Below are 10,456 nucleotides of genomic sequence, written 5' to 3' on the forward strand. Positions count from 1 at the left end.
CCTCGCCGCCGTCGCGGACACCAACATCCCCGAGGGCCTGCTGCGCGTGCACGCCCCCGCCGAGGCCCTCGGCCTGCCCGCGCTCCCCGACCGCCTCGTCCGCTTTCGCGTCCTCGACTTCTCCCGCCCCGCCGAGGCCGAGGACGACATGCAGCTCTACCCCTGGGTGCTCGAGGCCACGCCCGCGCTGAGCCCCAGCTTCGTCGGCGGCCTCGGGGCCCTCGAGCTCGACGGCCCCGAGAGCGCCCTGCCCGAGGCCCTGGCCGTGACGGCGAGCGGCGAGCTGGTCATCTGGGACGGCCTGGGCAGCGCGCGGGCGGACTACCTCGGCGCCCGCGAGGCGCTGCTGGCCGCCGACCCCACGGTGTTCGACGCGGACCCCAGCGAGGGCTTTGGCCTGACCCTGTGTCCGGGGCTGCCGGCCTCGGCCATCGCAGGCGGCGCCCTGCCCCTGCCCGGGACCGGCGAGACCGCCCGCCTCGCCGCGCTCTTGCTCGACACCCGGATCGTGTTCGTGGGCCGCGAGCCTGGCGAAGACGCGTCCACGCTCGTCGGCGCCCCGCGCTACGCCTGCGCGCTCGGGGAGCTCGAGCTCCCTGGATCAGGCGCGACCCTCCTGGTCGCCGACGTCGACGGCGACGGCGACCAGGACCTCGCCGTCGGGGCCCCGGCCAGCGCCGCGCTGTGGCTCTATCGCAGCGAGCCCGGCGAGGCCCTGCCCAGCGACCCCGAGGTGTTCGAGATCGGCGACGACGCCGAGGCTGGCTTGGAGTTTGGCGCCAGCCTCGACGCCGTCACCCTCGGCGCCACGGACCACCCCCACGTCCTCGCCGTGGGCGCGCCGGGGGCCCGCGTGGGCGGCAAGGCCGAGGTCGGCCGGGTCTACGTCTTCGACGCCGAGACCCGCGAGCTCGTCCGGACCCTCGAGGACCTCGCCCCCCGCACCAGCGCCCGCCACGGCCTCGGCGTCCACGGCATGCGCGTCCCCGCCATCCCCGGCCGCGAGGAGCTGATCGTCGTCGGCGCCCGTGAGCTGCGCGCACACTGGACCATCGCCGAGGGCGACCTCGCCCCCGATTGAGGGGCTCCAGAACTCACAGACGGGCGAATCGCTCGCGTCGCGCCCTCGAGCTGCCAAGCTCACCGGTGACCGGGCCAGTAACCGGGGCCCGCTCGGGCCCGTAGCCCAGGGTGAAGCCACATGAACTACCGCGAGCAGCAACGCGCCATGGAGCGCCTCGAGACCCGCCGCCGCTTCGTGCGGCTCGCCGGCATCGGCACGGCCTTCGCCGCCCTCGGCGGCTGGTACCTGTTCGCCGACGACGAGCAGACCAAGGCCGCCAAGCGCGAGCAGCTGTCCGACGGCCGCCCCCGCCTGCCCCCGGGCCAGCGGGTCATCAACTACCTCAAGCCCATGGGCGGCGTCGCGGGCAACCCGAGCAAGTCTCGCTTTCGCCTGAAGGTCCATGGCGAGGTCGACAACCCCTTCGAGGTCGACTTCCAGGGCCTGATGACCATGCCCCAGCGCGAGCTCGAGCTCGACGTGCACTGCGTCACCGGCTGGTCCCGCCTCGGCGCGCGCTGGGAGGGCGTGCGCCTGGCCGACATCGCCGCCGTCGCCCGGCCCAAGCCCACGGCCCGCTACGTCATCCTCGAGGCCGCCCACGGCTACACCGCCAACGTCGGCATCGAGCACGTCCTCGACCCCAAGGCCCTTGTCGCCCACCGCTTCGAGGGCGAGCCCCTGGCCGGGCGCAACGGCGCCCCGGTCCGCGCCGTGATCCCCTCGCTGTACTTTTGGAAGAGCGCCAAGTGGCTGACCGGCGTGCGCTTTAGCGACCGCAACACCTCCGGCTACTGGGAGGTCCGCGGCTACCACGATCGCGGCGACCCCTGGCTCGAAGAGCGCTACGGTTGACCCCACCCTGCCCATGACCGAGACCCCCGACTCCCCCCAGCCCTCCGCGCCGCCCAAGCCCAAGAAAAAGCGCCGCCGCTGGCGACCGGCCGTCCGGGCGCTGCACCGCGATCTGGGCTACCTCGTCGTCGGGCTGACCCTCGTCTACGCGATGTCCGGCCTGGCCGTGAACCACATCGAGGACTGGGACCCCAATTTCGTGGCCTTCGAGGCCGAGCACGCCCTGGCGGCCCCGCTGCCCGAGGACGAAGACGCCGCCGTGCGCCAGGTCCTCGACCAGCTCGGCATCGACGAGGAGCCCACGGACAAATTTCTGTACGAGCAGGAGCTCGAGATCCAGCTCGACGGCCGCACCCTCTACGCCAACGGCGAGACCATGACCATCCTCGACCGGGGCCAGCGCGCCCGCCCCGGCCTGCGCCTGGCCAACTGGCTGCACCTCAACCGCGGCAAGAAGGCGTGGACCGTCGTCGCCGACGGCTACGCGATCATCCTGTTGTTCCTGGCGACCTCGGGGATGCTGATGATCCCGGGCAAGAAGGGCATGCGCGGCCGCGGCTGGGTGCTCGTGCTGATCGGTGCTGCCGTGCCCATCGCCTACGTGGTGCTCTCGGGCGGCCCAAGCTGAACCGCCCCCGCCCCCCCCACCCACGCGGCGGGGCATCTCGACTTCAACAGGGCTCGAAGTCCGGGATGCAGGTCCCGTCGCACAGCTCGGTGTCCGAGGGACACGCGGCGATCAGCTCGAAGGTCAGCCGATCGACGTTCCCCCCGTTGTCCATGGCCTCGACCATCAGGTCCACGGACACGACGCTCTGCCCGTCGCGGCCGTCGAACACGCCGTGATCGGCGAGCTCGGTCCAGGTGATGCCGAGCGTGAACAAACCGTCACTGGCCGCCGTGAACGAGGTCAGCCAAAACTGGTCCGGGGCGTAGAGCAAGCGCACGCCCACGATGTCGTCGAGGCCGTCGGCGTCGAGGACCGTGACGTGGACCGGAGCAACCTCCCCTTCGACCAGGTTCCCGCCCCAAACCTGGATGCGCTCGATGAAGGGCGCCTCGTTGGGCGCCTCGCTGCAGCCCGTGACCGAAGCGGCCAGGGCGAGGGCGAAGCCGGCAACAGCTGCGGTTCGGTGTCGTCTAGCGGTGAACATGGCAAAATGATTCGCACCCAAGGCCAGACGAGATCAAGTCCTGGTGATCCCAGGACCACCTTTTCGGTGTAGGTTGACCAGGGCAAGCCATGGCATTGACCTGCACCGAGTCCGACATTCGACGCTGGCGCGCGGCCAGGGTCGACGACGTCAGCGTCGCCAAACGAGTCGCCCGCGTCCGCAAGCGCAGCATCAAGACCGAGTCCAAGGTCGAGCTGCTGCGCCTGGCCCTGTCCATGGTCGACCTGACCACGCTCGAGGGCGCCGACAGCCCCGAGCGCGTGCGCGGCCTGTGCCGCAAGGCCAGGCACCCCTACGTGGGCACCCTCGGCGACGAGCGTCCCCTCCCGAGCTGCGCCGCCGTGTGCGTCTACCCGAACATGGTCCCGACGGCCCGCGAGGTCCTGGGCGAGCGCGACGGCCCCATCAAGCTCGCCGCCGTGGCCACGGCCTTCCCCTCGGGCCAGCTGCCCCTGGCGCTCAAGCTCGAGGAGGTCCGCCAGACCGTGGCCGCAGGCGCCGACGAGATCGACATGGTCATCAACCGCGGGGCCTTCCTCGCGGGCCGCGACGCCGAGGTCTTCGACGAGATCGTGGCGACCAAGGAGGCGTGCGGCGAGGCCCACCTCAAGGTCATCCTCGAGACCGGCGAGCTCGGGACCCTCGACAACGTGGCCGCGGCCTCGCGCCTGGCCATGGCCGCGGGCGCCGACTTCATCAAGACCTCGACGGGCAAGATCCAGCCCGCCGCGACCTTCGAGGTCACCCTGGTCATGCTCGAGGCCATCCGCGAGCACTACCTGAGCACCGGCGTCGCCGTGGGCATGAAGCCCGCCGGCGGCATCCGCAAGGCCAAGCAGGCCCTCCACTACCTGGCCCTGCTCGCCGAGATCCTCGGCAAGGGCTGGCTGACCCCCGCGATGTTCCGCTTCGGCGCGAGCTCGCTGACCAACGATCTTCTCCGCCAGCTGCTGTGGCGCGACGAGGGCTACTACCAGAGCCCCCGGCGCTTCTCCGTCGACTGAACCGCCCCTTCCCCGCGACCATGACTCAACCCACCGACGACGCTCCCAAGCTGGACCTGGCCGACGCGCTGCCGCTGTCGCCGTCCATCGAAAAGCATCCGGTCGACATCCGCCCCGCCTACGGCCACTTCATCGACGGCGAGTGGCAGCCGGGGCGCGACGAGGACCGCTTCGACACCATCAACCCGGCGACCGGCGAGGCGCTCGCGTCCATCGCGACCGCCGACGCGAGGGAGGTCGACCTGGCCGTGGCCGCGGCCAGCCGCTCCTACCAGCAGGTGTGGTCGAAATTCCCGGCCCTCGAGCGCGGCAAGTACCTGTTCCGCATCGCCCGGCGCCTGCAAGAGCGCGCCCGCGAGTTCGCCGTGCTCGAGACCGTCGACAACGGCAAGCCCATCCGCGAGACCCGGGACGTCGACGTGCCCCTGGCCGCGGCGCACTTCTTTTACTACGCGGGCTGGGCCGACAAGCTGCCCTACGCCGCCCCGCCGACCCTCGGCGGCAACAGCTTCTACGGCCCCCACGGCGTCGCCGCCCAGGTCATCCCGTGGAACTTCCCCCTGCTGATGATGGCGTGGAAGATCGCGCCGGCCCTGGCCACGGGCAACACCGTGGTCCTCAAGCCCGCCGAGACCACCCCGCTGACCGCCGCCTTGTTCTGCGACCTGCTCCAGGAGGTCGAGCTGCCCGCGGGCGTCGTCAACATCATCAACGGCGCGGGCTCGACGGGCGCGAGCCTGGTCGGGCACGCGGGCGTCGACAAGATCGCGTTCACCGGCAGCACCGAGGTCGGGCGCAAGATCACCGAGTCCATCGCCGGTAGCGGCAAGCACGCGACCATGGAGCTCGGCGGCAAGGGGGCCAACATCGTGTTCGCCGACGCGGCCCTCGACCAGGCCGTGGAGGGCTGCGTCGACGGCATCTTCTACAACCAGGGCCACGTGTGCTGCGCGGGCTCGCGGCTGCTGCTGGAGGAGTCCATCGCCGAGGAGTTCCTCGCCCGGCTCAAGCGGCGCGTGGCGACCCTGCGCATCGGCGACCCCCTCGACAAGAACACCGACGTCGGCGCGATCAACTCGGCCGAGCAGCACCAGACCATCCAGCGCTACCTCGACATCGCCGTCGACGAGGGCGCGACGGTGTGGCGCGGGGCCGCCTGCGACGTGCCCGACCGCGGCTACTACCACCTGCCCACCATCCTCACCGGCGTGCAGCAGAGCGACACCGTGGTCCGCGAAGAGATCTTCGGCCCGGTGCTCTCGGTGCTGACCTTCCGGACCCCGGAGGAGGCGATCAAGAAGGCCAACGACACCGACTACGGCCTGGCCGCCGGGGTCTGGTCCGAGAAGACCGCCAAGCTGTTCAAGGTCGCCCACGCCCTCAACTGCGGCGTGGTCTGGGCCAATGGCTACAACCTCTTCGACCCGGCCTCGCCCTTCGGCGGCGTGCGGCACTCCGGCTACGGCCGCGAGGGCGGCGTCGCCGGTCTGTGGTCCTACCTCGCGGAGCAGCGCTGATGTCCACGTCCAACCGACTCGTGGTCGAGAAGACCATCAAGCTCTACGTCGGCGGCCGCTTCATCCGCTCCGAGTCCGGCCGCGTCGACCGTGTCCGATCTTCCTTCAGCACCAACGAGATTTACGTGAGCCGAGCCAGCCGCAAGGACTTCCGGGACGCCATGGAGATCGCCCGCAAGGCGCAGGCCGGCTGGGCCGGGCGCACGGGCTACAACCGCGGCCAGATCCTCTACCGCCTGGCCGAGATGATCGAGAGCCGCGCCTCGGCCTTCCCGGGCGAGACCGACCGGACCCAGATCGCCGTCGACCGGGCCGTCCACCACGCCGGCTGGTCCGACAAGATCAGCGCCCTGCTCTCGACCCTCAACCCCGTCGCCGCGGCCTACGTCAACTACTCGATGATCCGCCCCGTCGGCGTGGTCGTGGCCGTGCCCAACCCCGCCGAGGGCCTCGTCGGCATGGTCGAGGCCGCGTGCGCGGCCGCGGTCATGGGCAACGCCGTCATCGTGCTCGTGCCCTCGGACCAGGGCGAGCTGGCCGCGGGCCTGGCCGAGGCCCTCGCTACCTGCGACATGCCGGCCGGGGTGGTCAACGTGATGACCACCGACGTCCCCGCCTTGCTCGAGTGGGTCAACCGCCACGACGACCTCGACGCCCTCTACCTCGTCGAGGGCGCCGTCGACGACGACGCCATCACCGAGGCTCAAAGGCAGGCCGCCCGGGTGATGCGGCGGGTGGTCGTGGTTGGGTCCGCAGATCAGGCCGCGCCGCCGCTGACCCTGCAGCGGCTGGCCGAGGTCAAGACCGTGTGGATGAGCAGCTGAGTTCTGCTTTGCCCCCACAGCCGTTTGGGGACCGGGGGCGCTTCGTCGCTGTCCGCTCCTCCGCTTTGGCTTGGTGGGCAATGGGGTTCGTGCCTTTGAGAAGGCTGGTGGTCGCCCCCGCAAGCGGGGGCGTGGATTCCTTGACAGTCTCTGATACGAAACTGACCGCTCGGTAGTCCACGGGGGGGGCGGTTTCATCCTTGGTAGGCCGAAGCCTCGACTTCGGTGATGGCTGCTCTGAGTCGTGGACGTGGGGCAGGGAGGGCGTGGCGTCGTCCACGACGGCTAAAATGGACAGGGACTGTGAAAAATTCACGGTCCCTGAGTCGTGGACGTGGGGCAGGGAGGGCGCGGCGTCGTCCACGACGGCTAAAATAGTCAGCGCGGCTTGGTCGAGCGCCGGGTCCGGGTCTTCGCGGACCCGCGCCGCGACGGCTCGGATCGCTCGCGCGCGGTCCCGCCGGCCTTCGACACGCCGCGGCTCTCGTCCCGCATCAAGCTCCGCAGCCGGGCTTTTTGCCCCTCCTCTTTCCAGATCCGGTCCCGACCCCGCCCGCGCAGGCGCATGCGCTTGAGCCGGCGGTTCTCGAAGCCGAACACGATCAGCGCCTGGAGGGCGTCCTCGGGCCCGACGATCTTCGGGTCTTCGCGCAGGGCCTTCCACTGCGCCGCGGTCAGGTTGCGCTTGAACTCGGTCAGCAAGCGCGCGCACTCCCACTCGGTGAACTCGACCTGGGCCTTGGCGCACATCCGGCTGAGCAGGGCGGCCTCTCGGTGCGAGCGGCAGCGCGGGCGATCGTCGACGCTCACCGTCCCGGTTTCGCACACCATCGCGGCGCTGTCAGCTCTCTCGCTCTGGACCCAGGACGGTGAATCCCACGGCCCGCAAACGACGAATCTCCTACACTCGGGTCATGCGCGTCCCGAGCACCGCGGCCCTCGCCCTCGCCACCTTCGCCGCCTTCGCCGTCACCGCGTGCGGGGACGACGGAGACGTCGGGGACGACGAGCTCGGCGACGCGGGCACGGAGACCGAGGGCGAGCCCGCCTACGAGTCCGAGCTGCGCGACCGCAACTGCCCCTTCTCGTCGCCCCCCGGGCGCTCGGCCGACTGCTACACCCTGTTCGTCCCCGTCGACCGCGAGGATCTCCAGGCCGGCGCCGTCGCCCTGCCCGTCGCCGTGCTCCACCCAGCCGGCGAGCCGAGCCGCCCCCCGACCCTCTACCTCCACGGGGGCCCGGGCGGCGACGCCTTCGACAACGCGGCGGCCTTCTTCGACAACCCCGAGGCCGAGGACGGCGACTTCATCGTGTTCGACCAGCGCGGGGGCGGCGAGGCCTTGCCCAACCTCGACTGCCCCGAGGTCGAGGCCGCGTGGATCCAGACCTTCACCACCGTCGCCGGCCCGGCGGAGGAGCTCGCGGTGTTCGACGCGGCCCACGCGGCGTGCCGCGATCGCCTCGCCGCCGAGACCAAGCTCAGCGCCTTCAACTCCGCGTCCAACGCCGACGACATCGAGGACCTGCGCCTGGCCCTGGGCCACGAGCAGTGGAACCTGTTCGGCGTGTCCTACGGCACCCGCGTGGCCCTGGAGGTGATGCGCCGCCACCCCGAGGGCATCCGCGCCGTGGTCCTCGACTCGGTCTACCCGCCCCAGGCCGCGGGCGTCGGCTGGATGCGGGGCAACGCCGAGACGGCCATCGATCGGCTCATCGACGGCTGCCTCGAGGAGGAGTTTTGCGCCGCGAGCTTCCCGGAGCTCGAGGCCAACTGGGAGGACGCCCTGGCCAACCTCGACGCCGAGCCGTTCACGACCTCGGTCACCGACACCATGGGCGTCCCCCACGAGCTGTCGATCACCAGCTCCGACCTCTACGCCGGCCTGTTCAACGCCCTCTACGACGCCGAGCTCATCCCCCTGGTCCCGCTGCTGATCTTCCAGGCCGGCCAGGGCAACCTCGGCTTCCTCGAGGACCTCGCGGCCCAGTCCCTGCCCCTGCTCACGGCCCTGGCCGAGGGCGCGCGGCTGTCCATCGACTGCGTCGACGGGGGCGCGCTCTTGGACGCCGCCGAGCTCGACGAGGCCTACGCCGCCAACCCCGTGCACGCGACCTTGTACGCGGGCTTCGCCCTCCCCCACTGCGCGACCTGGGGCGTCGAGGGCGGCCCCGTCGAGGCCACCGAGGCCGTCGTCAGCGACATCCCCACGCTGATCCTGGCCGGCGAGTTCGACCCCGTGACCCCGGTGAGCCAGGCCGAGCAGGCCGCCGAGACCCTCGGCGACGCCGAGCTCTACGAGTTCCCCGGGCTCGGGCACGCCGTGACCTTCGCCAGCGGCTGCGCGGCGAGCATGGCGCAGGAGTTCACGCGCGAGCTCAGCGTCGATCCCACGTGCTGGATGATGCTCCCCCAGGACACCTTTTGAGGGCTCCCGGCGCTTATTTTTGACCACTCCGTCCAATCTTTAGTACAGCTCATCCGATGCAGGCGCCCCGCACCGACCGTCCCCACGCCGCCCTCGGCGAGAACCTCGTTCGCGGCCACGGATTCGAAGATCTGCGCGTGGAGGGCGAGCTGCCCAAGGGCCTGCGGGGCACCCTCTACCGCACCGGTCCGGGGCTCTACGAGCGCTTCGGCAAGCGCCTCGAGCACCCCTTCGAGGCCGACGCGGTGCTCTCGGCCGTGCGCTTCGACGGTGAGGGCGGCGCCCGGGGTGCGGCGCGGGTGCTCGAGACCCCCGGCTACCTCGAGGAAGAGGCCGCCGGGCGCATGCTCTACAGCAGCGGCGCGCCGTGGCTGCGCCGGGTCATCCACGGCCTGCAGCAAAAGCAAAAGAACACCGGCAACACGGCGATCTGGGCGTGGCGCGACCAGGTCTACGCCCTGCTCGAGACCGCCCCGCCCATCGCCTTCGACGCCGAGACCCTCGCCTTCGAGCGCGAGGACGACCTCGACGGCGCCGTGGTCCGCAGCTTCTCCGCCCACCCCACGCGCGTGGCCAAGCTGCGCACCTGGTTCAACTTTGGGCTGCGCTTTGGCAAGGAGACCGTCCTCGATCTCTACGCCTTCCCCGAGCGCCCGGAGGACGGCGCGGCCCGGCGCATCGGCTGCGTCGACCTGCCCTGGCCCGGCTTCGTCCACGACTTCGTGGCGACCGAGAACTACCTGGTGTTCTTCGTCTGCCCCGGGCGCCTGGCCATGGGCCGCGCCCTGCTGCAGATGGGCAGCTTCGCCGACTGGTTCCAGTGGCGGCCCCAGGACGGCACGCAGATCATCGTGGTGCCCCTCGCCAGCGCCGACGACCCGAGCACCCACCGGCGCTTCGACGCCGAGAGCTTTTGGGTCTGGCACTTCGTCAACGGCTTCGAGGACCGCGGCGAGCTCGTCATCGACTACTGCCGCTACCCCAACCTCGACTCCCTCGACGCCATCGGCAGCGGCAGGGCCATCGCCCCGCCCATCCTCCACCGCGCCCGCGTGAACCCCCAGGGCAAGGGCTCGAGGGTCTTCGTCAGCGAGGCGCGCTGGGACGTCGCCTGCGAATTTCCGCGCATTTTGCCCGCCCGCTCGGGCCTGGCCCACGGGCCGACGTGGATGCAGACCAGCTCTGACCCCGACCACTACGGCCTGGCTCGGGTCGCCCTCGGGAGCGACGCCGATCCGAGCGGCGACGCGGTCTCGGTCCAGCGCTGGATCCCCGAGGCGCACCAGCGGCCCAGCGAGCCGATCCCCGTGGCGCGCGCGGGGGAGGGCAGCTGGGTCGTGAGCTTGTGTCACGACGAGCTCGCGCGGGCGAGCTTCGTGGCTGTGCTCGATGGTGATGCCATGGAGGCGGGGCCGGTGGCGAAGGTGTGGTTCGACCATCCCGTGCCTCAGACCTTTCATGGGGCGTGGGTCGGGTAGAAGTCTCGTCTCTGATGGAGAGCGGGGCTCTCGTTGGTTTGGCGAGTGTTGTCGTCTCTGATGGGGAGCGGGCACGGGTCAAGGGGGTCGGATCCCCCGCTGTCGCCTGACTGC

At 71.1% G+C, this 10,456-nt stretch carries 10 protein-coding genes; 8 read left to right on the forward strand and 2 right to left on the reverse strand.

What is annotated here, in order from left to right:
- From PPSIR1_RS40165 to PPSIR1_RS40175, 3 genes are all read left to right on the forward strand, one after another.
- The coding region (locus PPSIR1_RS40165) for an FG-GAP repeat protein (RefSeq protein WP_006977069.1) at positions 1–1,081 on the forward strand (1,081 nt) is incomplete at its 5' end.
- 120 nt (positions 1,082–1,201) lie between these two features.
- On the forward strand, positions 1,202–1,918 hold the full coding sequence (locus tag PPSIR1_RS40170; RefSeq protein ID WP_006977070.1) for a molybdopterin-dependent oxidoreductase: 717 nt from the start codon (positions 1,202–1,204) through the stop codon (positions 1,916–1,918).
- A 13-nt stretch (positions 1,919–1,931) separates the two neighbouring features.
- On the forward strand, positions 1,932–2,546 hold the full coding sequence (locus PPSIR1_RS40175) for a PepSY-associated TM helix domain-containing protein (protein ID WP_006977071.1): 615 nt from the start codon (positions 1,932–1,934) through the stop codon (positions 2,544–2,546).
- A 43-nt stretch (positions 2,547–2,589) separates the two neighbouring features.
- Here PPSIR1_RS40175 and PPSIR1_RS40180 read toward each other — a convergent pair whose 3' ends face one another.
- A complete protein-coding gene (locus PPSIR1_RS40180; protein ID WP_006977072.1) occupies positions 2,590–3,072 on the reverse strand; it encodes a hypothetical protein in 483 nt (160 codons plus the stop codon).
- Between the two features lie 89 nt (positions 3,073–3,161).
- Between PPSIR1_RS40180 and deoC the strand changes: the two genes are divergently transcribed.
- The 3 genes from deoC to PPSIR1_RS40195 are packed head-to-tail and all read left to right on the forward strand — an operon-like array spanning position 3,162 to position 6,438.
- On the forward strand, positions 3,162–4,097 hold the full coding sequence (gene deoC / locus PPSIR1_RS40185) for a deoxyribose-phosphate aldolase (protein WP_045117710.1): 936 nt from the start codon (positions 3,162–3,164) through the stop codon (positions 4,095–4,097).
- Positions 4,098–4,117: 20 nt separating this feature from the next.
- The gene (locus PPSIR1_RS40190) at positions 4,118–5,614 is read left to right on the forward strand and encodes an aldehyde dehydrogenase family protein (protein ID WP_006977074.1); all 1,497 of its coding nucleotides are present in this window, start codon (positions 4,118–4,120) and stop codon (positions 5,612–5,614) included.
- On the forward strand, positions 5,614–6,438 hold the full coding sequence (locus PPSIR1_RS40195; protein WP_006977075.1) for an aldehyde dehydrogenase family protein: 825 nt from the start codon (positions 5,614–5,616) through the stop codon (positions 6,436–6,438). The genes PPSIR1_RS40190 and PPSIR1_RS40195 overlap by 1 nt, the downstream gene beginning before the upstream one ends.
- Positions 6,439–6,816: 378 nt before the next feature.
- On the opposite strand, the gene PPSIR1_RS40200 is transcribed toward PPSIR1_RS40195, so the two are convergent.
- Entirely contained in the window at positions 6,817–7,248 is a 432-nt protein-coding gene (locus PPSIR1_RS40200; protein WP_157596492.1) for a hypothetical protein, read from the reverse strand.
- Positions 7,249–7,352: 104 nt separating this feature from the next.
- Between PPSIR1_RS40200 and PPSIR1_RS40205 the strand changes: the two genes are divergently transcribed.
- The gene (locus PPSIR1_RS40205) at positions 7,353–8,864 is read left to right on the forward strand and encodes an alpha/beta hydrolase (protein ID WP_006977077.1); all 1,512 of its coding nucleotides are present in this window, start codon (positions 7,353–7,355) and stop codon (positions 8,862–8,864) included.
- Between the two features lie 56 nt (positions 8,865–8,920).
- A complete protein-coding gene (locus PPSIR1_RS40210; RefSeq protein WP_006977078.1) occupies positions 8,921–10,342 on the forward strand; it encodes a carotenoid oxygenase family protein in 1,422 nt (473 codons plus the stop codon).
- Positions 10,343–10,456 lie beyond the last annotated feature (114 nt).

Source organism: Plesiocystis pacifica SIR-1 (genome assembly GCF_000170895.1).
Taxonomy (GTDB): Bacteria; Myxococcota_A; Polyangia; order Nannocystales; family Nannocystaceae; genus Plesiocystis; species Plesiocystis pacifica.

What these genes read in the sequence shown, in the direction of transcription:
- PPSIR1_RS40170 (WP_006977070.1), top strand. Translation starts at nt 1,202, where the DNA reads ATGAACTACCGCGAGCAGCAACGCGCCATGGAGCGCCTCGAGACCCGC.
- PPSIR1_RS40175 (WP_006977071.1), top strand. Translation starts at nt 1,932, where the DNA reads ATGACCGAGACCCCCGACTCCCCCCAGCCCTCCGCGCCGCCCAAGCCC.
- PPSIR1_RS40180 (WP_006977072.1), bottom strand. Translation starts at nt 3,072, where the DNA reads ATGTTCACCGCTAGACGACACCGAACCGCAGCTGTTGCCGGCTTCGCC.
- deoC (WP_045117710.1), top strand. Translation starts at nt 3,162, where the DNA reads ATGGCATTGACCTGCACCGAGTCCGACATTCGACGCTGGCGCGCGGCC.
- PPSIR1_RS40190 (WP_006977074.1), top strand. Translation starts at nt 4,118, where the DNA reads ATGACTCAACCCACCGACGACGCTCCCAAGCTGGACCTGGCCGACGCG.
- PPSIR1_RS40195 (WP_006977075.1), top strand. Translation starts at nt 5,614, where the DNA reads ATGTCCACGTCCAACCGACTCGTGGTCGAGAAGACCATCAAGCTCTAC.
- PPSIR1_RS40205 (WP_006977077.1), top strand. Translation starts at nt 7,353, where the DNA reads ATGCGCGTCCCGAGCACCGCGGCCCTCGCCCTCGCCACCTTCGCCGCC.
- PPSIR1_RS40210 (WP_006977078.1), top strand. Translation starts at nt 8,921, where the DNA reads ATGCAGGCGCCCCGCACCGACCGTCCCCACGCCGCCCTCGGCGAGAAC.